The 21943-nt window shown below is 68.6% G+C and carries 27 protein-coding genes; 17 read left to right on the top strand and 10 right to left on the bottom strand.

Annotated features, from left to right (window positions below):
- Nucleotides 1–180: 180 nt before the first annotated feature.
- On the bottom strand, nucleotides 181–1452 hold the full coding sequence (locus BM310_RS08790; protein ID WP_089806576.1) for an amidohydrolase: 1272 nt from the start codon (nucleotides 1450–1452) through the stop codon (nucleotides 181–183).
- Between the two features lie 173 nt (nucleotides 1453–1625).
- On the opposite strand from BM310_RS08790, the gene BM310_RS08785 reads away from it, so the two are divergent.
- The 3 genes from BM310_RS08785 to BM310_RS08775 all read left to right on the top strand — a co-directional run bounded on the left by BM310_RS08785 (nucleotide 1626) and on the right by BM310_RS08775 (nucleotide 3745).
- Nucleotides 1626–3143 carry a Na+/H+ antiporter NhaC family protein gene (locus BM310_RS08785; RefSeq protein WP_089806574.1) on the top strand — a complete coding sequence of 506 codons (1518 nt, stop codon included), beginning with the start codon at nucleotides 1626–1628 and terminating at the stop codon, nucleotides 3141–3143.
- Nucleotides 3140–3403 (top strand): DUF7513 family protein, encoded by a 264-nt coding sequence (locus tag BM310_RS08780; protein WP_089806572.1) that lies wholly within the window; start codon nucleotides 3140–3142, stop codon nucleotides 3401–3403. Before BM310_RS08785 ends, BM310_RS08780 begins: the two co-directional genes overlap by 4 nt.
- Before the next feature lie 75 nt (nucleotides 3404–3478).
- The gene (locus BM310_RS08775; protein WP_089806570.1) at nucleotides 3479–3745 is read left to right on the top strand and encodes a hypothetical protein; all 267 of its coding nucleotides are present in this window, start codon (nucleotides 3479–3481) and stop codon (nucleotides 3743–3745) included.
- A 73-nt stretch (nucleotides 3746–3818) separates the two neighbouring features.
- Here the strand turns inward: BM310_RS08775 and BM310_RS08770 are convergent, their stop codons facing one another.
- The gene (locus tag BM310_RS08770; RefSeq protein ID WP_089806568.1) at nucleotides 3819–4151 is read right to left on the bottom strand and encodes an uS10/mL48 family ribosomal protein; all 333 of its coding nucleotides are present in this window, start codon (nucleotides 4149–4151) and stop codon (nucleotides 3819–3821) included.
- Between the two features lie 270 nt (nucleotides 4152–4421).
- Between BM310_RS08770 and BM310_RS08765 the strand changes: the two genes are divergently transcribed.
- On the top strand, nucleotides 4422–4883 hold the full coding sequence (locus BM310_RS08765) for a bis(5'-nucleosyl)-tetraphosphatase (protein ID WP_089806566.1): 462 nt from the start codon (nucleotides 4422–4424) through the stop codon (nucleotides 4881–4883).
- A 111-nt stretch (nucleotides 4884–4994) separates the two neighbouring features.
- Complete coding sequence (locus BM310_RS08760) at nucleotides 4995–6047, top strand: DUF5787 family protein (RefSeq protein ID WP_394328054.1); 1053 nt, start codon at nucleotides 4995–4997, stop codon at nucleotides 6045–6047.
- A gap of 36 nt (nucleotides 6048–6083) precedes the next feature.
- Here the strand turns inward: BM310_RS08760 and BM310_RS08755 are convergent, their stop codons facing one another.
- The gene (locus BM310_RS08755; RefSeq protein WP_089806563.1) at nucleotides 6084–6587 is read right to left on the bottom strand and encodes a DUF5797 family protein; all 504 of its coding nucleotides are present in this window, start codon (nucleotides 6585–6587) and stop codon (nucleotides 6084–6086) included.
- 147 nt (nucleotides 6588–6734) lie between these two features.
- Between BM310_RS08755 and BM310_RS08750 the strand changes: the two genes are divergently transcribed.
- Nucleotides 6735–7508 carry an enoyl-CoA hydratase/isomerase family protein gene (locus BM310_RS08750; RefSeq protein WP_089806561.1) on the top strand — a complete coding sequence of 258 codons (774 nt, stop codon included), beginning with the start codon at nucleotides 6735–6737 and terminating at the stop codon, nucleotides 7506–7508.
- A gap of 14 nt (nucleotides 7509–7522) precedes the next feature.
- Here BM310_RS08750 and BM310_RS08745 read toward each other — a convergent pair whose 3' ends face one another.
- Nucleotides 7523–9016, bottom strand: a complete 1494-nt coding sequence (locus BM310_RS08745; protein ID WP_089806559.1) for a methyl-accepting chemotaxis protein — start codon at nucleotides 9014–9016, stop codon at nucleotides 7523–7525.
- Nucleotides 9017–9148: 132 nt separating this feature from the next.
- Between BM310_RS08745 and BM310_RS08740 the strand changes: the two genes are divergently transcribed.
- The 3 genes from BM310_RS08740 (at nucleotide 9149) to BM310_RS08730 (ending at nucleotide 10563) form a co-directional block, all read left to right on the top strand.
- The gene (locus BM310_RS08740) at nucleotides 9149–9406 is read left to right on the top strand and encodes a DUF5789 family protein (protein ID WP_089806557.1); all 258 of its coding nucleotides are present in this window, start codon (nucleotides 9149–9151) and stop codon (nucleotides 9404–9406) included.
- Between the two features lie 96 nt (nucleotides 9407–9502).
- On the top strand, nucleotides 9503–9826 hold the full coding sequence (locus BM310_RS08735) for a transcription factor S (RefSeq protein ID WP_089806555.1): 324 nt from the start codon (nucleotides 9503–9505) through the stop codon (nucleotides 9824–9826).
- A gap of 68 nt (nucleotides 9827–9894) precedes the next feature.
- A complete protein-coding gene (locus BM310_RS08730; RefSeq protein WP_089806553.1) occupies nucleotides 9895–10563 on the top strand; it encodes a hypothetical protein in 669 nt (222 codons plus the stop codon).
- Nucleotides 10564–10632: 69 nt separating this feature from the next.
- On the opposite strand, the gene BM310_RS08725 is transcribed toward BM310_RS08730, so the two are convergent.
- The 3 genes from BM310_RS08725 to BM310_RS08715 all read right to left on the bottom strand — a co-directional run bounded on the left by BM310_RS08725 (nucleotide 10633) and on the right by BM310_RS08715 (nucleotide 12677).
- Complete coding sequence (locus BM310_RS08725) at nucleotides 10633–11361, bottom strand: methyltransferase domain-containing protein (RefSeq protein ID WP_089806551.1); 729 nt, start codon at nucleotides 11359–11361, stop codon at nucleotides 10633–10635.
- Nucleotides 11362–11769, bottom strand: a complete 408-nt coding sequence (locus BM310_RS08720) for a nascent polypeptide-associated complex protein (RefSeq protein WP_089806549.1) — start codon at nucleotides 11767–11769, stop codon at nucleotides 11362–11364. It lies immediately after the preceding gene.
- Between the two features lie 104 nt (nucleotides 11770–11873).
- The gene (locus tag BM310_RS08715) at nucleotides 11874–12677 is read right to left on the bottom strand and encodes a sulfite exporter TauE/SafE family protein (RefSeq protein WP_245778451.1); all 804 of its coding nucleotides are present in this window, start codon (nucleotides 12675–12677) and stop codon (nucleotides 11874–11876) included.
- Nucleotides 12678–13185: 508 nt separating this feature from the next.
- Here BM310_RS08715 and BM310_RS08710 point away from each other — a divergent pair.
- The 4 genes from BM310_RS08710 to BM310_RS08695 all read left to right on the top strand — a co-directional run bounded on the left by BM310_RS08710 (nucleotide 13186) and on the right by BM310_RS08695 (nucleotide 17047).
- A complete protein-coding gene (locus tag BM310_RS08710) occupies nucleotides 13186–14325 on the top strand; it encodes an ABC transporter substrate-binding protein (protein WP_089806545.1) in 1140 nt (379 codons plus the stop codon).
- A gap of 95 nt (nucleotides 14326–14420) precedes the next feature.
- Nucleotides 14421–15302: an ABC transporter permease gene (locus BM310_RS08705; protein ID WP_218156422.1), complete on the top strand. Its 882-nt coding sequence runs from the start codon at nucleotides 14421–14423 to the stop codon at nucleotides 15300–15302.
- A 14-nt stretch (nucleotides 15303–15316) separates the two neighbouring features.
- The gene (locus BM310_RS08700; protein WP_089806542.1) at nucleotides 15317–16210 is read left to right on the top strand and encodes an ABC transporter ATP-binding protein; all 894 of its coding nucleotides are present in this window, start codon (nucleotides 15317–15319) and stop codon (nucleotides 16208–16210) included.
- Between the two features lie 6 nt (nucleotides 16211–16216).
- Entirely contained in the window at nucleotides 16217–17047 is an 831-nt protein-coding gene (locus BM310_RS08695; RefSeq protein WP_089806540.1) for an ABC transporter permease, read from the top strand.
- Nucleotides 17048–17105: 58 nt separating this feature from the next.
- On the opposite strand, the gene BM310_RS08690 is transcribed toward BM310_RS08695, so the two are convergent.
- A complete protein-coding gene (locus BM310_RS08690) occupies nucleotides 17106–17759 on the bottom strand; it encodes an O-methyltransferase (protein WP_089806539.1) in 654 nt (217 codons plus the stop codon).
- Nucleotides 17760–17857: 98 nt separating this feature from the next.
- On the opposite strand from BM310_RS08690, the gene BM310_RS08685 reads away from it, so the two are divergent.
- From BM310_RS08685 to BM310_RS08675, 3 genes are all read left to right on the top strand, one after another.
- Entirely contained in the window at nucleotides 17858–19537 is a 1680-nt protein-coding gene (locus tag BM310_RS08685; RefSeq protein ID WP_089806537.1) for an acyl-CoA mutase large subunit family protein, read from the top strand.
- A 354-nt stretch (nucleotides 19538–19891) separates the two neighbouring features.
- Nucleotides 19892–20212: a hypothetical protein gene (locus BM310_RS08680; protein ID WP_089806535.1), complete on the top strand. Its 321-nt coding sequence runs from the start codon at nucleotides 19892–19894 to the stop codon at nucleotides 20210–20212.
- Nucleotides 20213–20266: 54 nt separating this feature from the next.
- Complete coding sequence (locus BM310_RS08675; protein ID WP_089806533.1) at nucleotides 20267–20779, top strand: hypothetical protein; 513 nt, start codon at nucleotides 20267–20269, stop codon at nucleotides 20777–20779.
- 6 nt (nucleotides 20780–20785) lie between these two features.
- Here BM310_RS08675 and BM310_RS08670 read toward each other — a convergent pair whose 3' ends face one another.
- Complete coding sequence (locus BM310_RS08670) at nucleotides 20786–21109, bottom strand: hypothetical protein (RefSeq protein WP_089806531.1); 324 nt, start codon at nucleotides 21107–21109, stop codon at nucleotides 20786–20788.
- A 1-nt stretch (nucleotide 21110) separates the two neighbouring features.
- Nucleotides 21111–21503 (bottom strand): YbjQ family protein, encoded by a 393-nt coding sequence (locus BM310_RS08665; protein WP_245778450.1) that lies wholly within the window; start codon nucleotides 21501–21503, stop codon nucleotides 21111–21113.
- A gap of 55 nt (nucleotides 21504–21558) precedes the next feature.
- Between BM310_RS08665 and mce the strand changes: the two genes are divergently transcribed.
- Nucleotides 21559–21942 (top strand): methylmalonyl-CoA epimerase, encoded by a 384-nt coding sequence (mce, locus tag BM310_RS08660; protein ID WP_089806529.1) that lies wholly within the window; start codon nucleotides 21559–21561, stop codon nucleotides 21940–21942.
- Nucleotide 21943: the final 1 nt, after the last annotated feature.

Below are 21943 nucleotides of genomic sequence, written 5' to 3'. Positions count from 1 at the left end.
ACAAGCGCAGTCCTGTTAAATCATATAAGCGAAATTACAAATTTTCACTCGGCGGTGACAGTCGCCTTGTCAGATTAACGGGAGAAAGACGGTCGTCGAAGTTCGAGTGTACCGGGAGCGTGACAGTAACGGACGCCGGCGAGTCGCGGTGAATCCGCGGTCCGGCCGGTACCGTCGTCGTCAGGGACGGGTCGAAGCGATGTCGAGTATCGCGCCCGAGAGCACGTCGATTCCGAGGCCGATGGAGTCCTCGTCCACGTCGAACGTGCGGGTGTGGTGGCCGCCGGGGTGGTCGGTGCCGACGCCGACGTAGGCGGCGAGTCCGCCGTTGTCCTGTACCTCCTGCATCAGGTAGGTGGCGTCCTCGCTCCCGCCCAGCGAGTCGCGTTCGACGACCGACTCGACGTCGGCGTTCGCCGCCGCGACGGCCGAAACGATGGAGACGAGTTCGTCGTCGCTCGCCGCCGACGGGGCCCGCCCCTCGGTCGAGATATCCACCTCACAGCCGTGCATCTCCGCCGCCGACCGGAGCACGCGATGGGCCTTCTCCTCCATGTACCGCATCAGTTCGGTCGTCTCGCCGCGCACCTCGCCGCCGAGAGACGCCTCCTCGGGGATGATGTTGGTCGCGGTGCCCCCCTCGACGATGCCCGCGTTGACGCGCGTCGCGCCGTCGGCGTGCCGCGGGATGCCGTAGAGGTTCTGGATGGCCGACGCCATCGCCTGCACCGCGTTGTCGCCCTGTTCGGGCCGCGCGCCCGCGTGGGCCGGCGCACCCGTGAACTCGGCCTCGAAGTGGGAGGCGGCGAGGAAGCCCTCGATGCCGGCGACGACTTCGCCGGAGGGGTGGTCGAGGCCGACGTGCGTCGCCAGGAGGTAGTCCACGTCGTCGAGGTGCCCCGACTTCGCCATCGGCTTGCCGCCGGCGACCTGTTCCTCGCCGGGTTGGAAGAACACCTTCAGCGTCCCCTGGAAGTCGCTCTCGGCGACGGCGTCGAGGACGCCGAGTCCGATGGTCGCGTGGGCGTCGTGGCCGCAGGCGTGCATGTACCCCTCGTTCTCCGAGCGGAACTCGCCCGCCACGGGGGCGTGGTCGGCGTCCTCGGACTCGGTGATGGGCAGGCCGTCGATGTCGACGCGGAGGGCGACGGTCGGCCCCTCGCCGCGTTTCAGCACGGCCACCGCACCGGTGAACCCGCCTTCGAGTCGGTCGAGGACGTCCTCGCGGGCGCCGGCCTCGCGGGCGCGTTCGAACCACTCGGACAGGACGTCGTCGTCGGGGACGGCCATCCGGTCGTCCGCCGACAGCACTTCGGGGCCGACGTAGAGGGCGTCCAAGTCGCGCGTCTCCAGTTCGTCCACGAGTCGGGCGGTGGTGTAGAACTCGCACCACGCGGGTTCGGGGTGTCGATGCAGGTCGCGTCGGAGTTCGACGAGGTTCGAGGCCGTCATACGCCTTCGGTTGCGTCCGACCGCCATAAACCTCTTCGAGGAGGGCGGGGTTGCCGGAGACGACGCCGAGTCGTCGTCGCCGTGCCCGTTCGTGACAGCTACACTGACTTTTGTCGGAGCGGACTCGAACGAGAACGCGTCGTTTATCAGAGGCGGCGTGGACGTGCGAGTGAATGAGTCACCAGAGTGACGACCCCGACGTACGGTTCTACGGTGGACGTCTCGCGAGTGCAATCCCGATAGCGTTCTTCATCGCGTGGGCTATCGTCCAGAGCGGACTGCTCGGCATCGGCGACACGACGGGACTCGTCGCCGGGATGCTCGTCGGCCTCATCGTCGGGATGTTCTTCGTGAAGGGCCCGTGGAAGGTGTACGCGGACATCATCTTCGACGGGATGACCGAACGCGTCGCCGCGACGGCCATCGTCGCGTGGTTGTGGGCCGGCATGTTCGCCGAGACCATCCAGGTCGGCGGCTTCGTCGACGGACTCGTCTGGGCCGCCGACGCCGTCAGCGTCGGCGCGTCGCTGTTCCCCGCCCTGACCTTTCTCCTCGCCGCCCTCCTCGCGACGGGCATCGGGACGGGGTACGGGACCGCAATCGCGTTCACGGCGCTGGTGTTCCCGGCGGGCGTCGCCCTCGGCGCGGACCCCGTCCTCCAGTTCGGGGCCATCCTGTCGGGCGCCGTCTTCGGCGACAACCTCGCGCCCGTGAGCGACACCACCATCGTCTCCGCGGTGACGCAGGACGCCGACATCGGCGGCGTCGTCGCCTCGCGACTGAAGTACGCCGTCGTCGCCGCCGTCTTCGCCTTCGTCGCGTACGTCGTCGCGGGACAGGCGATGGCGGGGCAACCGGTGAACGTCGGCGACGTGGGCGGGGAGGGCTCCGCGCTCGGACTCGTCCACCTCCTCTCCATCGGCGTCGTCATCGTCACGGCCGTCTCCGGACGGCACATCATCGAGGCCATCTCGTGGGGGCTTATCGTCTCCGTCACCCTCAACCTCGCTCTCGGCCTCTCCGACGCCTCCGCGATGCTCGCCTTCCGGGCCTCGCAGGCGTCCGACCTCGTCCAGACGATCGACGCCCTCCCCGTCGTCGGCGCTCTCGTCGTCCCGGTCGAACCCGGGAACACCGCCGTCGCCGGCAGTCTCTACTCCGGTGCGGCGGGCTTCTTCCCGCTCATCGTCCTCGTCCTCCTCATCGTCGCGGGCGCGCAGGTGATGCAACGCGGCGGCGGGTTCGAGGCCATCCTGGAGTTCCTCTTGGAGTCCGTCGCCACCACCGTCCGCCGCGCGGAGACGACGATGGTGCTCGGCACGGCCCTCGTGAACGCGATGATAACCATCAACACGGCCGCCGAGATAGCCATCGCGCCGTACATCCGGACGCTCGGCCGCCGGTTCAACATCAACGGCTACCGACGGGCGAACATCCTCGACGCCAACACCTCCGCGCTCGGGTACATCTTCCCGTGGGGCGGCGGCCTGTTGGCGGGGTACTCGGCGATGCAGACGCTCCCGCAGGAGTACGAGTGGTTCACGCAGGCGATGGTGGTCAACCCCGCCAGCGTCTGGCCGTACGTGTTCCACGGCTGGTTCCTCGTCGCCGTCTTCCTGTTCGCCGCGTGGACCGGCTACGGACTGGAGTACGTCTCCGACCGGCAGTCCGAGGAGGTGAGTCGCGTATGAGCTTCCTCCGGAAGCTGACCGCCGGTCTCCACCTGCGGACGGCGACGCCGACGTACGACGCGGGCGAGGAACTGGTCGCGTTCGTGACGGGACTGAACGGCACGACGCCCATCGTCCGTATCGGCGACACCATCATCGAACTCCCCGACGCGGACCCCTCGCTGGTGGACGCGACGGTGCGCTTCGAGGTGGAGTCGTTCGACGACTCGACGTTCCGCGGCCGCGGGCGGTTGCTGGACGTGCTCGAAGAACCGGAGTAGCCGTCTATCGCCGAAGACAGGACAGCAAACGAGACAGACGGAATCGTTTATATTATCGCGGAGTCAGCCGGGTGCATGGACAGAGACGCCTTCGACGAGGTGGTACGCGAAGACCGAAAGGAGAAGACGGGAAGCCGCGAGAGCGGGCACAGTAACGAGATAGAGCGGGAGTACCGGTACAAACCGTTCGTCGAGTGCCCGCGGTGCACCGAGTGGAAACTCGCGGCCCACGTCCGACAGACGCGAGAAGAGAGCAGCATCCTCGCCGCGTTGGGCGACTGGGAGACGGCAGAACGATGGTGGCAGTGTACGAACTGCGAGGGGCGGTTCGACGTGGAGTAGTGGAGAGTAACAGAGCGGAGAGAAGTGCCGAGTAGCGACGAGGTGACCGTTTGCCCCTCCCGGTGTCCGTAGACTACTTGTTGCGGTGGCCGAGCGGTTTCTTCTGTTCGACCTCTATCTCGACGTGGAGGCTCTCGGGGAACTCCATGTGGCCCACCTCGCGGGCGATGTGGTCGTTGCCGTGAATCTCTAGCTTCCGCGAATAGACGGTGTAGTCCCACGAGGAGAACTCGTCGCCCGGGCCGAGGTTGCGGTACTGCGGGACGGTGTGATGCTCCGGCGGCGACGCGTGCGGGCCCTTACACTCCGCGCCCTTCCGTTCGAGCATCGCCTGCAGGTCCGATAGCTGTTCTTCCAGTTCGTACCGATTCCCGCTCTGAAAGGTGAGTTTGGTGACGAAGGTCATAGCTGGGGTGCGCGTGAGAGGTAGGTGAACAGCGACGCGTAAAAGCGCATCTATCACCGCTCTGCGACTGTTTCACACCCTGAACGGTGGCGAACGAACGCGCACCCCGAGCGCGTACGTCGGCCGCCCACATCGAACCCGAAATCGGACGCGAGCGTTCAGAACGCCGGCACCGGGCGACTCACGCGGCCTGCCGGAGGTGGTGGGTACAAGAAAGCGACGCTACAGGCACCGATAGCCTCTTAAAACCTCGTACATTTACGTACAGTAATGCCAGTGCAAGCGGTGAGCGCTGGGGCCATCCTCTTCCGCGACACCCGCGGCCGAAGGGAGTATTTGCTCCTGAAGAGCCGACCGGGGGACTGGGAGTTCCCCAAAGGCGGGGTCGAAGGGAAAGAGGAGCTTCAGCAGACTGCCATACGCGAAGTCAAAGAGGAGGCCGGAATCAAGGAGTTCCGCCTCGTCGACGGCTTCCGCGAAGACTACGACTACGTGTTCGAAGCGAACGGAAAGACCATCCACAAGACGGTCCACCTGTTCATCGCCCGGTCGTTCGAGGCGAGTGCGGAACTCTCCACCGAACACCGCGACCTCCAGTGGCGCGACTACGAACAGGCCCTCAACACCATCACGCAGGACGGCCCGCGTAACATCCTGAAGAAGGCCCACGAGTACCTCGACGACGTGGCCGCACAGGACGAAGAAGAGGGGACCACGACGTACCTCGCCTGACTCGCCTGACGGCGAGGTGCGTCGGCGTCGGACGGCGGCGTGAGCGGTGCGGCTAGCCCCCGTCGAGGCGACGCCGACCCGAACCGACCCGAAATCGACTTCTCCCCGCGGATGCGACCGAGTGACGTGTACCCCGAAGGCGCCGAGTTCGGCTTCGAGTTGCTCGTCTGCCGGTGGGCCGAGGCGGCGTGGCCGCCGGACGGCGGGAGCGACGGCGACGCCGTCATCGTCGCCCGGCAACTCGGCACGAAGCGACGCCGCTGGGACACCATCGTCGTCGAGTGCGACCCCGCCGGACTCGCCGCCCGCGCGCGGTTCGGCGACCGGGAACTCGACTCGGACCTCCTGCACGTCGTCCGCCACGCCCCCGCCGAGTGGGCGTGGTACCGCGACGCGCTCCCCCACCCGGGCTACCCGTGGCGCTACGTCCGTGCGGCCGTCCACCGCGCCGCCGGGCGAGGCGTCGTGGAGAAGCGCCGTCGGAACAACCGCATCGAGATTCGACGCGTCGCGCCGTACCCCGACTGGGTGCGGCGCATCGTCGCCGTCGAGAACAAGCCGGACCTCGACGCCTCGGCGGCGCGCGCCCTCTCGGACCAACTCGCGCGGGACGTCGACACCGCGCTGGCCGACGAGGTGTGGGTGGCGACGGCGGCGACGGGCGGACGCGTCGAACCCGCACTCCTCGAAGACGTACCCGTCGAAGTCGGCATCCTCGCGTTCGCGTTCGACGCCGACGCGCCCGGCGACGCGTGGGCCGACGCGACGGTGGAGTGGCACCCCAGCGACGTGACGCCCGCCGACGCCGAGAGCGACGAGGAACGGACGACCACCCGACTCGAACTCGCCGAACGCGCCTACGGCGCCGGCTGGCGGTCGTACCACGACACGATGCGGCCCGACTGCCGGCACTTCGAACTCCGGCGCTACGGCCGCGCCCTCGTCCCGCACTGTGCGGCGAAGGGCGGGCCGCAGACGGCCGCCGAGTGCGCCGGGTCCTGTCCCGACTTCGAGCCCGAACCCCCGGTCTGGCGGACCGGCGGGTGGCCCGTCGAGGGCGGACCGGGGAAGGGAATCCAGTCGCTCCTGCGCGACAGGCGCGAGTGGGTCAGAGGCCGCGAGTACCCCGAAACGGGGGCCGACGCGGACCCGGGGGAGAATTAGTCGAGTCGGCGGGCGTCAGTTGGCGAGCGACGTCCGTCAGTCCGTCACCTCGACGTCCACCGAGTCGCGTTCGACGGCGAGGCGGAACGTGGGGACGGTCCGGTAGACGACTTCGACGACGCCCTTCCGCCGGAGGCTCTGGAGGGCGCGGCGGACGGCGTCCACCTCCGGGTCGGCGTCGAACGCCTCGCGCACCTTGTTCAGCACGCTCACGACGCTCTCGGAGCGGTCGTCGGGCCCGGCCAGCACCTCGAACACGCTGGCCTCCAGCGTCGGCACGCGGATGACCGACGGCACCTCGTCGCCGGACTCCCCGACTTCGACGCCCGGTTCGACGTCGACCAACTCGGCGGCGTCCGCCGTCGCGCGGATGAGGCTGTTGTCGTCGCGGTAGTAGTACTCCTTCAGGTTGTTCTCCAGGTACTGGTGGACTTCGCTCCCGGACTCCAACCCCCACTGCTCCTGTAACTCCTTGTTCTTGGTCGGCTGAAGTCGGACGACGTCAGCCAACCGCGCCTTCGCTTCGTCGGAGAGGGTCATATGCTGGTGATTTGCGGCGCCCGTAATAGACCTGTTTCATGTCACTCGACGGTTCGGGTACCGGTCGCCGGCGCGCCCGGGGCGCGGTGTCGCCCCCGCGCCGCCGGCGTGCGAACGTTTACCCCGTCGCCCTACGTGCCATCGGCCATGTCGTGGGACACGATCAGACTCGAGTGGGACGGCGACGTGGCGACCCTCGTCGTCGACCGACCCGACCGGATGAACTCGCTGAACGTCGACACGCTGGACGCCATCGAAGAGGCTCTCGCCCGGGCCGAAGAGGAGGAGGCGCGGTGTCTCGTACTCACCGGCGCGGGCGACGAGGCGTTCGTCGCCGGCGCCGACATCTCCCACATGAAGGACCTCGGCACCGCCGAGGCGCAGGCGTACGCCGAACAGGGCCACCGCATCGCCGCCGCGATAGAGTCGTTCCCCGCACCGACCATCGCCGCCATCAACGGCTACGCGTTCGGCGGCGGGTGCGAACTCGCACTCGCCTGTGACCTGCGCGTCGCCTCCGAACGCGCCCTCATCGGGCAGACGGAGATAGACCTCGGCATCATCCCCGGGTGGGGCGGCACGCAGCGACTGCCGCCCCTCGTCGGGGACGAAGTCGCGCGGCGGATGATATACTTCGGCGAACGCGTGGACGCCACGGACGCCTTCGAACGCGGACTGGTCGGGGAAGTCGTCGCGCACGACGAACTCCGGACGCACGTCGCCGAGATGGCGGCCGAACTCGCGGCGAAGCCGAAGTTCGCGCTCCGCGCCGCAAAAGAGGCGCTCAACGCCGTGCACGAGTCCCCGCGCTCGGCCGGCCTCGAACACGAGGCGCGGGCGTGGAGCGGACTGTTCGGGACGCACGACCAGCGAGAGGGGATGGACGCGTTCCTCGAGAAGCGAGACGCCGACTTCGAGTGACGGCGCGGACGGCGTTACGCGCGCTGGCCGTCCGGTTCCGCGCGGGCGTCCGCCGCGTCGTTCGAGTGCGAGTCCAGTTCGCCGACGGCCGACTCCAACTGGTCGAGTGCGGTGACGATGTCTTCGACCAGGTCTATCTGTTCGGCGTTCGCCTCGGCCGCCGTCTCGACCTCTTCGTGGACCTGCTTCGACCGTTCGGTGGCGGTGTCTATCATCGAGGCGACTTCCTCGGTCCGGACCGCCTGGTCGTCGGTCGCTCCGGCGATGTCCTCCATCCCGGTGGAGGTGGCGTTCACGGCGTCGAGGATGGCCTCCTGATTGTCGACCATGTCGCGAATCGCGTCGGCGCTGTCGCGGACCTCCTCGGTGACGGACTCGATGCTCGAAACCGTCTCGCTGGCGTCCTCGCGCGTCTCGTGGATGATCTCCTCGATGCGTTCGGACTCGGTCTGGACCTCGTTCGCCAGCGACTTCACCTCGTTCGCGACGACGGCGAAGCCCTCGCCCGCCTCGCCGGCGCGGGCGGCCTCGATGTTGGCGTTCAGCGCGAGGATGTTCGTCTGGTCGGCGATGTCGTTGATGACCTCGACGATGTCGTCTATCTCCGCCACCTGTTCGGCGAGTTCGCGCGTCTGCTCCGCGGCCTCCTCACCGCTCTCGGCCACGTTCTCCATTCGCTTGACGGCGCGTTCGCCCGACTCGGTGCTCTCCGCGGCCAGTCGCTCGGCCTCCTCGGAGCGCTCGTTTATCTCGTCGGCGGAGGCGGCTATCTGCTCGACCGTCGCCGACAGCGACCCCACTTCGCCGGACACCTCGTCCATGTTCTCGGCCTGCTCGGCGGCCATCGACGACGCCTCGCTCACGGCGTCGCCGACCCGTTCGCTCATCGTCGTCGCGTCGGTGGCAGTCTCCATGACCTCCGCGGACAGCGTCTCCTGTGCGGTCCGAATCCGCTGCTGCTGTTCGACGATTTCGGTCGCGTCGGCGGTGACTTCGAGCGCGCCGACGCTGTCGCCGTCGGGGTCGAACAGCGGAACGGCCATCCCGCGAATCCACCGGGTTCCGAGCGGCGTCGGCACCTCACGGTAGTCGTCCTCGTCGACGACCGTTCCGGTCCGTTCGGCCGTCTCCGCGATGGTCTCGTCTTTCCCTTCCGTCTGGAACACGTCGTACGCGTTCTTTCCCAGTAGCTCGCTCTCCTCCGCACCGAACAGTTCCTCGAGCGCGCCGTTGACGTGGACCAGGTCGTGGTCGTCGTCGACGGCGAACCCGGGCTGCGGAAGCTGTTGGACCACCTGTTCGAAGAGTCCGCGCCAGTAGTCCCGCTCGTATCGGAGGCGCGCTACCTCGTCCGTCGCGTCGGTCTCAGGTCTGAAGCCGGGGACGTCCGGTGCCGACACGTCGGCTCCGCCCGCCACGTCGTCGACGACGCCGCCGTCCGTCCGTCTCTCGGCGCTCTCGTCGTCACTGCCGGTCGATGAACGCAACCGTCGTAACCAGCGTCTCATGACATACGGCGGTCGCCCCCGGCTAATAAAGCCCACATCTCGAATATCAAAACTGATATCTCAACGATGACAAATGAGAACGCGGCGCTCACAGAAACGTAACGATAAGTGTACAGGGAACGAACTACGCCTATGAACGAACGCATCAACCTGAGCCGCCTCGAATCTCGCCTCGAGGACCTCTCGTACCCGGTGACGAGAGACGACGCCGCGGAGGAACTCTCCGACGTGACCGTGCAGATGGCCGACGGCGAGGCGAACCTCGGCGCCCTCGTCTCGGAGGTGGGCGGTGGGGCGTTCACGTCGCCGAGCGACCTGTACGAGGACCTACAGAACACGATGCCCGTCGAGGCCATCGGCGAACCCGGGCAATCAGACGGGGACGCCTGAGGTCGCACCGTTCGCGGACGCGGCGGCCGTGTCGCGGTCGCCGCCTCGAGCCATTCCCGGACGCTTAAGTGTGAGAAGCGACTGCCTCAGGTAACAATGGAGTTCTGCGACGAGTGCGGGTCGATGATGAAGACGGACGACGGCGTCTGGGTCTGCGGTAACTGCGGGTACGAGAAGCCGAGAGACGCGGCCAACGAGTCGCACATGACCTCCACCGCCGCCCGAGAGGACTCGGAGATAGTGGACATGTCGGACGTCGACGACGCCGAAATCGGTCCGACGACGACGGTGAAGTGCCCCGAGTGCGGCCACGACAAGGCCCGCTACGAGATGAAGCAGATTCGCTCCGCGGACGAGTCCGAGACGCGCTTTTTCACCTGCGTCGAGTGCGGCCACAAGTGGCGCGAGGACGACCACTGACCGTCCTCGCGGTTCGCTTCTTCCTCCCCGTCGGTTCGAATTAAGGACCGCCCGCCCGTAGCCGAGGTATGGCGACGACCGACGGCTCTCCACCGGACGTCCGCGTCCCGGACGGTTGGGAGCGCACGTCCTCGACGACGGAGACGATGTTCGACGCGAAGGTGGTCACCGTCCGCGCGCACACCGTCGTCCTCGAGGACCGCCGACTCAGAACGACGGTCCGCGACCGGACCGGCGCGGACGAGACGTGGCGGTTCTTCTTCGCCAGTCGCCTCGCCCTCCGGCCGAAGACCGGTCGCTCGAAGGCGCTCACCCGACTGGTCACCGACCGCGCGAACGACGGGTTCGTCGAGCAACTCCGCGAACGCGGGTTCGCCGACGTGGAGTCGGTCGAGAAGCGGCGGTTCGCCGTCGGGCGGACGGAGGCCGACCTGACGCGGTACCGCGCCCGCGTCGAGGCGACGACCGGCGCGACCGATCCCGCGTCGACGGACCCCCCGGCGTCGGACGGGGAGTCGGGTGAGTCGGCGGACGCCGTGGCCGACGGCGGCGAGACGGTGCGCGTGACGGCCGAGGGCTACCTCGCGGTGTGGCCCGACGACGACGGCTACCTCCTCGCCGGCGGCGCGTACCCGCTGTCGGTCGAAGACGAGACGGTCGACCGGACGCTGGCGTCGCTTGTGACGCCGGCACAACACAGAGAACAGTTGTTCGAGCTGATTCGGTCTGTCGGGTGACGGCGTCGGTCCGACGGGGACGGCCGGCCCGCGGTCGGTGCGGCCGATGCGACCGGTCCCGCGCCGACCTCACTCGTACCGCGCGAAGACGAGGTAGCCCGTGTGACCGACGCCCGCCGTCGAGGGGCGGGAGCCGCGCTCTTCGAAGTCCATCCGGCGCTGGATGGTCTCGAACGTCTCCACGTCGTTCAGCCCCGCCTCGCGGGCCGCCTCGACGGCCGCGCGACTGTTCTCGACGAACGGCGAGTAGACGCTGACGTAGCCGCCCGACCGGAGCAGTTCCGGGGCGCGGGCGACCACCTCGGCCGCGTCGGCGGTGTCGAGCGTCAGGAGGTCGAACGGCCCCTCGTCGACCAGCGAGTCGAGTTCCTCCGTCACGTCGCCGGTGCGAACGTCCACGTGCGTCTCGACGCCCGCCAGACGCATGTTCTCGCGGGCCACGTCGGCGAAGTCGGGGTCCAGTTCGTACGTCGTCACCTCGGCGTGCATCCGGCCGAGGTACGCCGAGAGGACGCCCGTGCCGGTGCCGGCGTCGAGGACTCGGTCGCCCGCCGCCGCGCCGGTGTGCCCGACGATGAGACCGATGTCGCGGGGCATCATCGGCGCGCCCGTGCGTTCGAGGTGGTTGAAGAGGTCGGGACCGCGGAGGCGGCGAACGACGAACGGTTCGCCGAGATGCGTCTCGACGACGTCGCCCGGTTCGGCGTCCTCGGGGACGGTGAGGACGCCGAGGTCGGTCTGGAGTTCGTCACCCGGCGCGCGCAGGTACTCGCGGTCCTCGTGGACGAGCAGGTACACTTATTCGAGGCGCGAGATGGCGGCCGCGAGGTCGCCGTTCTCGGCCTCCAGCGCCTCTCGCGCGTCGCCCTTGGGGACGCCGGCGCGCTGTGCGACGAGTTCCACGTCGGAGTCGGGAATCGCCTCGTCCTCGTCGGCGCTCTCCGCGCTCTCGGCGGCTTCGACGGCGGGCGCGTCCTCGCCGCCCGCGTCGCCGCTTCCGCGTTCGCGCGTCTCGGGCTGGCCGACTATCTGGTACGTCTCCTGGCCCTGCGCGTCCATGCGCGTGACCTGGGCGTCGCTGAAGACGAGTTCCTCGTCGGCCGTCTTGATGACGACCTCCTCGGCGTCGAGTTCCGTCACGTCGATGCCCATCTGTTTCATCATCTGCTTCATCTTCCGCGGGTTCATGCCGCCTCCGCCAAACATACTCGCACGGACGGGACCCGGCGGCAAAAAGGGTGGCGAAGCGCCCCGCGAGCGCCGCGTCCCGCGGGATAGCGCCGCCGAGCGTCCCGGGGCCCCCCACCCGGTCAGGCGGTGAGCGCCACGTACGGACCGAGAACCGCGAGAACCGCCGCGAGGACGCGCTTCAGGCGTGCCGACGGGACGCGGTGGGCGACGCGCCAGCCGACGAGGACGCCGAGCAGTTCCGGCACGCCGACGAGGACGGCGAGGGGGAGAGAGACGGCCCCGCGGGCGAAGTAGCCCGTCGCCGCGAACCCCGAGACGAACACCGACTGGACCTGCGCGGCGGCGACGGCGGCCAGCATCGGGACGCCGCCGGTGACGAGGATGGGGACGGCCAGTACCGGCCCGCCGACGCCCAGCAGTCCGCCGGCGGTGCCGACGAAGAGGCCGACGGCCGCGCCCCCGACCGCGCCGATTCGGCCCTCCGTCGAGGCCGGCTGGGTATCCTCGTCGTCCGCCTCTCGCCGCTCGGCGGCCTGACGCCAGACGAGGGCGGCGGCGACGACGAGGAAGGCGCCGAGCAACGCGCCGAACGCGCGTTCGGAGACGACGGCGTTGAGTTCGACGCCCAGCAACGCGCCGGCGACGCCGCCGAGACTCAACGCGGCGGCGAGACGAAGTCGCCCGCGGTCGGCGAGTTCGCCCGACCGCACGTAGGAGGCGGTGCCGAGGAGACCGGTGAACACGAACGTCGTCGTCGCCGTGCCGGCGACCGTCGCGGTCGGAACCGCCGTGAACGCGTACAGCGCGACGGTGAGGAACACGCCGCCGGGGCCGACGGCCGTGATGCCGACGCCCGCGCCGAACGCGACGACGACGAGGGCGGCGAGGACGGCGAGGGGGACGCTCGGCGGCGCGGGCGGCACGGTCACGCGCCCGGGGGCGACGGGCGGCCGGTCGTTTCCGAGAGCGATCCGTCCGGGTCGTGGTGGTGCGTCGAGTCTCGATTCATTGGGTGCTCTCCGCCACTCGGCCGCGGCAGCCCCCGCGGAGAATCGCGCTCGGGCGGGGAGTCGGTCGCCGAAGGGGGGGGGGGGAAAGCCGGTCGCCGAAGGGCGGAGAGCGGCCGAGAGCGAAGTGGCCGGCCTCCGCCCGTCGGGTCTGGTTTCCCTTGCCTCGGCCGGCGGAAAAGAGTGTTCGCCCGCCGTCGACCGCGCTGGAGTCGAGGAGACCGACCTCCGGGGCGCGAGCGCTCGGAAACCGCTCCCCTGAGGGCGAGGCGCTCGGAACCAACGTCGCCTGCCGCCACTTCTTTCCATCTGTCTTCTGTTATTTTTTCACGATGGGGCCTCGAAACGGACCCCTCGAACGATTCCGTTCCCCTCTCGATTCTGAGTATTTGCACTGGCGAGAGGACGAAGACTAACTCACCATATGTCAACTGTTCATCAATCATCTCGGGCGGAAGACGAGACGGACGCACGAGGCGTATCGACCACTCGCCGAAGCGTTCTGGCCACCGGCGCAACCCTCGGAGCCGGACTGGCCGCGGGTTGTGTCAGCACCGGAAGCGCGGGAACCGACGGCGACGGCGCGAGCCTCACCGTCGGCTACCAGCCGTACTACACCGAGTCGTGGTCGGCGCTCGTCATCAAGCACGCCGGCCTAGCCGAGAAGTACCTCCCGGACGGCTACTCGGTCGGCAACTGGCAGGTCGCGCTGCAGGGAGCCGTCGTCGGTAACCGAATGATCGCCGGGAAGGCGCAGGTCGGGTACACCGGCGACATGCCGACGATCACGGCCATCGCCAACGACGAGACGGACATCAGCTGTACGGGCATCGCCGGCTACTCGCAGGGCCAACAGTGTAACCTCGGCATCGTCCCGAACGCGTCGGGCGTGGAGGGAGTGAGCGACTTGGCCGGCGCGACGCTGGGTCTGACGACCGGCGCCTGCACCCACCGGTTCGTCCTCCGACTGGCCGAGAAGGAGGGTATCGACATCCAGATCAAAGACCAAGGGATAAACACCATTCAGACCGGCATCCGCGGAGGCGGCCTCACGGCCGGCTTCGGATGGGAGCCGGTGATGTACAAGACGGTAAAGCAGATCGACGCAGGCCGGTATCTGGTCACCGGCGCGTCGTACGACACCTACGACGCCGCCGGCATCATCATGCCGGACTCCCTCATCGAGAACCACCCCGACGCGGCGCGCCAGTGGATGAAGGCCGAACTCGAAGCGAAGAAGATCATGGCCGAGGAGCCCGAACGCACGCTCGACCTCGTCTCTCAGGAGAGCGAACTGGAGGGCTACGACCGATCGGTGCTCCGCGGGGTCCTCTACGAGAACATCGCAGCGCGGGACGTCGAGCGGTTGCTGTTCGCGACCGACTACACGTCCGCGAAGCCGGCCAAGCGGCTGATGAAACAGCGTGCGCCCTCGTTCCTGAAGCAACAGGGAATCATCGAGAGCATCCCGGGCGACGACCGGTTCAAGCCGGAACCGATGCAGAGCGCCATCGAGGAGCTTCGAGGGGAGGTCGACTGGGAGGTGCACCGTGCAGCGAACTGAGCGCCCGCGACCGGTGCCGCGGCCGACGTCCGTCGCCGTGACGGAGGGACGGTCGACCGGCCGTGAGCCGAGCTACAGAGCCGGGGGGTGTCGACGTGGGCGCTAACTCCGCTCTGAGCGCGTTCGACACCGAGGTCGACCTCCCCGTGACGGGGTCGGTCCCGCTCGGGAGACTCGCGCTCCGTCTCCTCTCCGTCTCGGCGTTCGTCGGCCTCTGGTGGCTGCTGGTCAACTACAGCGTCTCCGTAATCGGGCTGAACTTCGGTCTCATCTCGGGACCGGTCGCGACCGGTGGAGCGCTCCTGAACTACCTCGCGGGCGAGCCGATGACCGCTGGCGGCCAGACGATATACATCCACATCCTGTACTCGACCTGGCGGGTCGCCGCGGGCGTGGGAATCGCGACCGTCCTCGCCGTCACACTGGGACTGCTCATCGGAACCAGCCAGCAGTGGGAGGACTACGTCTACCCGGCGGTCGAACTGTTCCGACCGATCCCGCCGGTCGCGTGGGTTCCCATCGCCATCCTCGTCTTCCCGACGCTCTCGGTGACCGCGCTGTCGGTCAACCTCGCGGTGCTGTTCGTCGTGTTCGTCGGGGCGTTCTTCCCCATCCTGGTGAACACGATAGAGGGAGTCCGGAACGTCGAGGAGGAGTACTCCCGGGCGGCGGAGAGTCTCGGGGCCGACCGGACCGACGTGTTCAGGCACGTTATCCTCCCGGCGACGCTACCGGCCATCCTCACGGGCATCTCGCTGGGGATCGGACTGGGGTGGATCACGGTCGTCGCCGCCGAGATCGTCGCCGGCAACTACGGCATCGGCTACGTCACCTATCAGGCCTACCGGCTGCTCGCGACCGACGTTATCCTCGTCGGAATGATCACGATCGGCGCGCTCGGGTACGCGTCGTCGTGGCTGGTCGTCCAGGCCGCGAATCACCTCACGCCGTGGGGCAACATCGAAACCAACCGCTGATTCGGAGATCTACGATGAGTGAAACGACGAACGATTCGACCGAGCCGAACCGAGAGACGACTGAATCCGAGGCCCACGGGGGCGACGTAGACGTGAGCGGCGCGGACCGGACCCCCGGAGAGGGACTCGTCCAAGTAGAGAACCTCACCAAGGTGTACGATCCGGACGGCGCGAACGTCACCGCGGTGCAGGACATGGACCTCCACATCGGGGACAACGAGTTCGTCACCGTCCTCGGCCCGTCCGGGTGCGGGAAGAGCACCCTGCTCGAGTGTATCGCGGGGTACCTGGAACCGACCAGCGGCTCCGTCGTCGTCGACGGAGCGGACGTTTCGGAGCCGGACCCGAGCCGCGGCGTCGTGTTCCAAGAGAACCGGCTGTTCCCCTGGAAGACCATCGGCGAGAACGTCCGGTTCGGCCCGACGGTTCGCGACGACTCCGAGGTGGATCAGGACAGGGTCGAGGAACTGCTCGACAAGACCGGACTCGAGCAGTTCGAGGACGCCTATCCGAACGAGCTCTCCGGCGGGATGCAGCAGCGCGCGGAGCTGTCTCGACTGCTGGCGAACGACCCGGAGATCATGCTGATGGACGAGCCGTTCAGCGGGCTCGACGCGATGACGAAAGAGCTGATGCAGGAGATGCTGTTGGAGATCTGGGACGACGAGAACCGGACGGTCATGTTCATCACCCACGACGTCGAGGAGGCCATCTTCCTCGCCGACCGGGTCGTCGTGATGACGGCCCGACCGGGACAGGTGAAGGGGGTCATCGACGTCGAACTCGACCGACCGCGGGACTTCGAGGTGCTGACCACCGACCGGTTCACCCGATACAAGGACCGCGCGCTCGAACTGATCCACGAGGAGGCCGAGCGTGCGATGGAACAGGCCGACCAGGGGAAGTGATCGCCGGTGGCGACCGAATCCAACGAGTCCGGCGGTCTCGTCGTCGACGGGTTCCCCGTCAAGCGGGCGAAGAACGCCGTGTCGGTCGTGGCGGTGCTCGTCGTCTGGGAACTGCTGACGCTGAGCGGGGTACTGTCCGTGTTACCCTCTCCCCAGACCGTCGCAGTGACGTTCGCGGACCTGCTGACCACGGGAGCGTACTGGAACGCGGTGTTCCTGAGCACGGGGCGGGTCGTCGCGGCGTTCCTCCTCGCGACGCTGTTCGCCGTGCCGCTCGGACTGCTCATCGGTCGGAGCGCGGTGTTCGCAGATCTGACCTTCCCGTCGCTGGAGCTGATTCGCCCCATCCCGCCCATCGCGTGGCTGCCGCTGACGATTCTGCTGTTCCCGGCGCTTCAGGTGTCGCTCGTCGTCGTATCCTGGAAGGTGAAGGCGAACGTCCTGTTCATCACCGGCCTCGGGGCGTTTTTCCCCGTTCTGCTCAACACCATCGACGGCGTGAAGGGCGTCGACGTCGACTACTCCCGGGCCGCAGAGAGCCTCGGCGCCGACGATTGGCAGGTGTTCCGACACGTGGTCCTCCCCGCGGCGCTTCCGGACGTCTACACCGGGATGGTCGTCGGAATCGGACTGGCCTGGGTCAACCTCGTCGCCGCGGAGATGATCGCCGGCGCCGGTCTCGGCTTCCTCACCTGGGCGGCGTACACCGCCGGGAACTTCGCCACCATCATCGTCGGCATGATCTCCATCGGCGTCCTCGGCTACCTCTCGTCGACCCTGCTCAGGGTCGCGGGCGACGGCCTGCTGGACTGGAACGAGGGGGCAGAGACCCCGTGACCGGTGTCGGCTCCGCCTCCGGCCGGCCGACTCGCCGGACGGCGCGCGAGCCGTCGGATCACACCCGCGTGCTGACCGCCAGTCCGCTGCCGACGGGGAGTATCGTCGTCTCGAAGTCCGGCGCCGCGCGCACGGCGTCGAGGTACGCGGCGATGCCGCGCGTCTGCGCCGAGGCGTCGTCCGGCACAGGTTCGCCCTCGGCGTAGGCGACGAGGGTGTCGAAGTCCGCCGGCCCGCGGACGACGTTGTCGGCGACGACGACGCCGCCGGGGGCGACCTTCTCGCGGACCGCGTGGAAGCCGTCCGCGTAGCGCTCCTTCTGGTGGTCCACGAGGACGCAGTCGAACGGGCCGTCGTACTCCTCGACGACGGAGAGCGCGTCGCCCTCGCGGTAGTCGAACGACGGGGCGTAGTCGCCCGCGGGGAGCCACTCGCGGCCCATGTCCAGTTCCTCGGGGTCTATCTCCGTCAGGACGACGCGCCCGGCGCGCATCCCCCGCGCCCACCACGACGCGGAGTAGCCGAAGCCGGACCCGAACTCGAAGACGGACTCGGCGTCGACGAGGCGGGCGAGGACGCGGAGGGTCCCGCCCGCCGCCGGACCGACGATGGGGAACCCCTCGCGGTCGGCGTAGTCGGCCATCTCCGCCTGTACGTCGTCGTGGTCGGGCGCCAGTCCGGACAGATACCGGCGCAGGTCGTCCGTGTCCATGGGGGTCGTTCGGGACGCGGGCACGTCAGCGTACCCCCGCGGCGGCCCCGTCCCCTCAATCCACGCTGTTAAGTCGCCGCCCTCCGTCATCTTCGACCATGTTCGACCCCGACGAGCTGGACCGTATCCGCGAGGCGAAGGCGGAGTGGGAGGAGGAGACGCTCTCGCCGACGCTGGAGCGATTCGGGGAGCGCGAGGAGGAGTTCACGACCGACACGGAGGGCCAGGAGGTGCAGCGACTCTACACGCCCGCCGACATCGACGACCACGACTACCGCGCGGACGCCGGGTTCCCCGGCGAGGAACCGTACACGCGCGGCGTCTACCCGACGATGCACCGCGGCCGCCTGTGGACGATGCGGCAGTACGCGGGCATGGGCACCGCCACGGAGACGAACGAGCGGTTCGAGTACCTCATCGACGAGGGCTCCTCGGGGCTGTCGATGGCGTTCGACCTGCCCACGCAGAAGGGGTACGACTCGGACGCCGCGATGGCCGCCGGCGAAGTCGGGAAGGCGGGCGTCGCCATCGACAGCCTGCGCGACATGGAAGTCGTCTTCGACGGCATCCCGCTGGACGAGGTGTCCACCTCGATGACCATCAACGCGCCCGCGGCCGTCCTCCTCGCGATGTACATCGCCATCGGCGACCGGCAGGGCGTCCCGCGCGAGGAACTCCGCGGCACCATCCAGAACGACATCCTGAAGGAGTACATCGCTCGCAACCTCTACATCTACCCGCCCGAGGCGTCGATGCGCCTCATCACGGACATCTTCGAGTTCTGCGCCGCGGAGACGCCGAACTTCAACACTATCTCCATCTCGGGCTACCACATCCGGGAGGCCGGTTCGACCGCGGCCCAGGAGATAGCCTTCACGCTCGGCGACGGCATCGAGTACGTGCAGGCGGCCCTCGACGCCGGCCTCGACGTGGACGAGTTCGCGCCGCAACTGTCGTTCTTCTTCAACGCGCACAACAACGTCCTCGAAGAGGTGGCGAAGTTCCGCGCCGCCCGCCGGATGTGGGCGAAGATAATGGAGGACCGCTTCGGCGCGGAGAACCCGAAGTCCAAGCAGTTGAAGTTCCACACGCAGACCGGCGGTTCGACGCTGACGGCCCAGCAGGTGGAGAACAACGTCGTCCGCGTCGGTTATCAGGCGCTGGCCGCCGTCCTCGGCGGGACGCAGAGCCTCCATACGAACGGGAAGGACGAGGCGCTGTCGCTGCCCACCGAGAAGTCCGTCCGCACCGCCCTGCGCACCCAGCAGATTCTCGCCCACGAGTCCGGGGCCGCCGACACCATCGACCCCCTCGCCGGCAGTTACTACGTGGAGTCGCTGACCGACGAGTTGGAGGCGGAGGCGTTCGAGATTCTGGACGAGGTGGACCGCCGCGGCGGGATGCTCGAAGCGGTCAAGTCCCAGTGGGTCCAGCGGCAGATTCAGGACGTCGCCTACGAACGGCAGCGCGAGATAGAGGAGGGCGAGCGAATCATCGTCGGCGTCAACGAGTATCAGGTTGACGACGAGGAACCCGAGACGGACCTCGAAGACGTCGACGAGGAGGACGAGGAACGCCAGAAAGAGCGACTGCAGGAGGTGAAGGACGAACGCGACGACGAGGAGGTCGAGGCGGCACTCGCCGCCCTGCGAGACGCCGCCGCGGGCGACGCGAACCTCGTCCCGCCCATCGTCGACGCCGTGAAGGCCTACGCCACCGTCGGGGAGATTTCGAACGCGCTCCGCGACGAGTTCGGCGAGTACCGCCCGTCGGCCTGAGCGGTCGGGGGTCGCGGTCGGGGTCCGCGGACGGGCGGCCGTCGGAGTCGTCCGGCCGGCCGCCGAACGCCGGGGCGACGACGCGTCGGGCCGCCGAACGAGACTCGTTCACACGCCTCAGAAACGTTGATTATTCGACACTCTGTTGGTGCGTGCACCGATGTTCCTCCGCACCTGACCGCGCGTCCCGCGTCCGGGCCGGCCGCCCGTCGTCTCACCGACCAGACAAGAGGCGGCCGGCCCTACCTGCGGTTCGCCGGCCGTCCCCTCCCCCGGCGCGACCACGTCGCCACAGCGACCGCTCCGGCCGCGCCGCCGTCGTCCAGTTCTCGAACGACCACCTCCGACACAGCCATGTCACGCCACCAGTCCGACGCACCCGACCATCACAGTCCGTCCGCCCCGCCCGCGTCCCCCCACGTCGAGGCGCACCGCAGCGTCCACGACGACCCCTCGCTGGTCGTCCAGTTCGGCGTCGCCGCCGGCGTCGTCGCCGCCGTTGTCGTCGTCTCCTACCCCGCCGCGGCCGTCGCCGCCGTCGCTCTCGCCGCCGCCGTCGGCGTGGTGACGACGGCAGTCGGCCGCGCAGTCGACCGCGCGGCCGCCCGAGAGGCGTCCGTGCGCGTCCCCGGCGCGGACGTGGAAGTCACCGTCGCTCGCTCCTCCGGCGAGTAGTCCGACCCGACGGCCCCCGAACGTTATTTTTCAGTCGAGTGACGAGTGCGAACGATGCCCGGAACGCCCGACCCCGTCCTCGGTTCGTCACTCCTCACGCACGCCGTCGGCGCCCTCGCGGGCGTCGTCGCCGTCCTCCTCGCCGTCCGGTACCGCGACGACGCGTCGCCGCGGACGTTCGCCGCCGTGGGTGGCGCCGTCTTCGCGACGCTCGCCCTCCTCCTGTGGTTCTTCGTGCGCGTCGCCACCGATGAGTTCGCGCAGTTGTCGATTCCGTCGCTGCCGACGTTCGCCGCCATCGTCCTCGCCTCGGGTGCGGTGCTGTTCGCGCACACCGCGCTCTGTCTGTACCTGTACGGGCGAGCGGGCTATCTCTCCCCCCTGTTCGTCCTGTTCGGCGCGACGGAGTTCGTCGTCTGGGTGTTCCTGCACGTCCGCGGCGAGACGGACCCCATCGGTCTCTACTGGCTCCTGTTCGGACCGCTCGTCGTCGGGGTCGCTCTCGCCCTCGCGGGCGTCGAGTACGGCGTGCGGCGAGTCGCCGTCGGCGGCGGTGTCGGGGGCTGAGTCGGCTCACGCGTCCTCGGGTCGGTCGCCGGTCGACTCGCCGCGAGTCCGGACCCGGCGGACGACCCACCCCACGCACACCGCCTCCGCGTAGAGACAGGCGAACGCCAGCGGGTAGAACAACCGCGGGGCGCGGAGTCCGAGCTGGTTGTACGCCACGGTGTCGAGGAAGAACGCCGCGGCGAACGCCGGGAACAGCGGGAAGAACAGTTCGCCGGGGGCGACGCCGGCGGCGAACCCGGCCCACGCCGCGAGGAGGAGTGCGAAGACGCCGAGCGTGGCGCGACTCGTCGCCGCACGCCGAGCCGTCTCGACCGGCGGTGCGGACATCTCAGTCGACCGCGTCGGGGTCAGGACCGGCCGTGTCGTCGTCACGTTCGGCCGTGTCGGCGGCGCTTCCGGCCGCCTCGTCCGCGAGTCGGACGGCGGTCCCGTAGGCCAGAATCTCCGCCGCGCTCTGGGCGACGTTCGAGGTGGTGAAGCGGACGTTGACGACGGCGTCGGCACCCAGCGATTCGGCCTCGGCCTCCATCCGGTCGGCGGCTTCGTCTCGCGCCTCGGTCATGAGCCCCGTGTAGGAGTTCAACTCGCCGCCGACGAGGTTGCGGAGGCTCTGCGTGACGTCGCGGCCGACGTTCCGCGCGCGGACCGTGTTCCCGCGGACGACGCCGAGCACTTCGACCGTCTCGCGGCCGGGGACCGATTCGGTGGTGGTGGAGAGCATACCGAGCGGTGCGCGGCCTGCGGATTTATTCGTTCCCCCGACCATCTCGCGCACGATGGAGTTCCACCACCTCGGCGTCGCCACCGCCGACGCCAGCGGACTCGCCGCCCTGTTCGCCGAACTGTTCGACGCGCCGGTCGCCCACGAGGAGGAGTTCGACGGCATGACCGTGCTGTTCCTCGAACTGGAGCCGGGCTACTTCGAACTGCTCGAACCGCACGAGGGCGGCGCGATATCCCGGTATCTGGAGAATCACGGGCCGGGCATCCACCACGTCGCCCTGCAGACCGACGACATCGAAGGAGCGTTGGAGACGGCGCGCGGCGCGGGCGTCGAACTCATCGACGACGAACCGCGACCCGGCGCGTGGGGGCACGAGGTGGCGTTCTTACACCCCAAGTCGACGGGCGGCGTCCTCGTGGAGTTCGTCTCGCACTGAG

This window comes from Halogeometricum rufum (genome assembly GCF_900112175.1).
Taxonomy (GTDB): domain Archaea; phylum Halobacteriota; class Halobacteria; order Halobacteriales; family Haloferacaceae; genus Halogeometricum; species Halogeometricum rufum.
The sequence above is the reverse complement of the archived record's forward strand: the minus strand, read 5'-3'. Positions and strand labels throughout refer to the sequence as shown.

Coding starts and splice junctions, on each gene's coding strand:
- BM310_RS08755 (WP_089806563.1), bottom strand. CDS start 6,587: ATGACCCTCTCCGACGAAGCGAAGGCGCGGTTGGCTGACGTCGTCCGA.
- BM310_RS08710 (WP_089806545.1), top strand. CDS start 13,186: ATGTCAACTGTTCATCAATCATCTCGGGCGGAAGACGAGACGGACGCA.
- BM310_RS08750 (WP_089806561.1), top strand. CDS start 6,735: ATGTCGTGGGACACGATCAGACTCGAGTGGGACGGCGACGTGGCGACC.
- mce (WP_089806529.1), top strand. CDS start 21,559: ATGGAGTTCCACCACCTCGGCGTCGCCACCGCCGACGCCAGCGGACTC.
- BM310_RS08735 (WP_089806555.1), top strand. CDS start 9,503: ATGGAGTTCTGCGACGAGTGCGGGTCGATGATGAAGACGGACGACGGC.
- BM310_RS08665 (WP_245778450.1), bottom strand. CDS start 21,503: ATGCTCTCCACCACCACCGAATCGGTCCCCGGCCGCGAGACGGTCGAA.
- BM310_RS08770 (WP_089806568.1), bottom strand. CDS start 4,151: ATGACCTTCGTCACCAAACTCACCTTTCAGAGCGGGAATCGGTACGAA.
- BM310_RS08700 (WP_089806542.1), top strand. CDS start 15,317: ATGAGTGAAACGACGAACGATTCGACCGAGCCGAACCGAGAGACGACT.
- BM310_RS08675 (WP_089806533.1), top strand. CDS start 20,267: ATGCCCGGAACGCCCGACCCCGTCCTCGGTTCGTCACTCCTCACGCAC.
- BM310_RS08670 (WP_089806531.1), bottom strand. CDS start 21,109: ATGTCCGCACCGCCGGTCGAGACGGCTCGGCGTGCGGCGACGAGTCGC.
- BM310_RS08775 (WP_089806570.1), top strand. CDS start 3,479: ATGGACAGAGACGCCTTCGACGAGGTGGTACGCGAAGACCGAAAGGAG.
- BM310_RS08690 (WP_089806539.1), bottom strand. CDS start 17,759: ATGGACACGGACGACCTGCGCCGGTATCTGTCCGGACTGGCGCCCGAC.
- BM310_RS08765 (WP_089806566.1), top strand. CDS start 4,422: ATGCCAGTGCAAGCGGTGAGCGCTGGGGCCATCCTCTTCCGCGACACC.
- BM310_RS08760 (WP_394328054.1), top strand. CDS start 4,995: ATGCGACCGAGTGACGTGTACCCCGAAGGCGCCGAGTTCGGCTTCGAG.
- BM310_RS08685 (WP_089806537.1), top strand. CDS start 17,858: ATGTTCGACCCCGACGAGCTGGACCGTATCCGCGAGGCGAAGGCGGAG.
- BM310_RS08790 (WP_089806576.1), bottom strand. CDS start 1,452: ATGACGGCCTCGAACCTCGTCGAACTCCGACGCGACCTGCATCGACAC.
- BM310_RS08720 (WP_089806549.1), bottom strand. CDS start 11,769: ATGTTTGGCGGAGGCGGCATGAACCCGCGGAAGATGAAGCAGATGATG.
- BM310_RS08740 (WP_089806557.1), top strand. CDS start 9,149: ATGAACGAACGCATCAACCTGAGCCGCCTCGAATCTCGCCTCGAGGAC.
- BM310_RS08785 (WP_089806574.1), top strand. CDS start 1,626: ATGAGTCACCAGAGTGACGACCCCGACGTACGGTTCTACGGTGGACGT.
- BM310_RS08730 (WP_089806553.1), top strand. CDS start 9,895: ATGGCGACGACCGACGGCTCTCCACCGGACGTCCGCGTCCCGGACGGT.
- BM310_RS08745 (WP_089806559.1), bottom strand. CDS start 9,016: ATGAGACGCTGGTTACGACGGTTGCGTTCATCGACCGGCAGTGACGAC.
- BM310_RS08780 (WP_089806572.1), top strand. CDS start 3,140: ATGAGCTTCCTCCGGAAGCTGACCGCCGGTCTCCACCTGCGGACGGCG.
- BM310_RS08680 (WP_089806535.1), top strand. CDS start 19,892: ATGTCACGCCACCAGTCCGACGCACCCGACCATCACAGTCCGTCCGCC.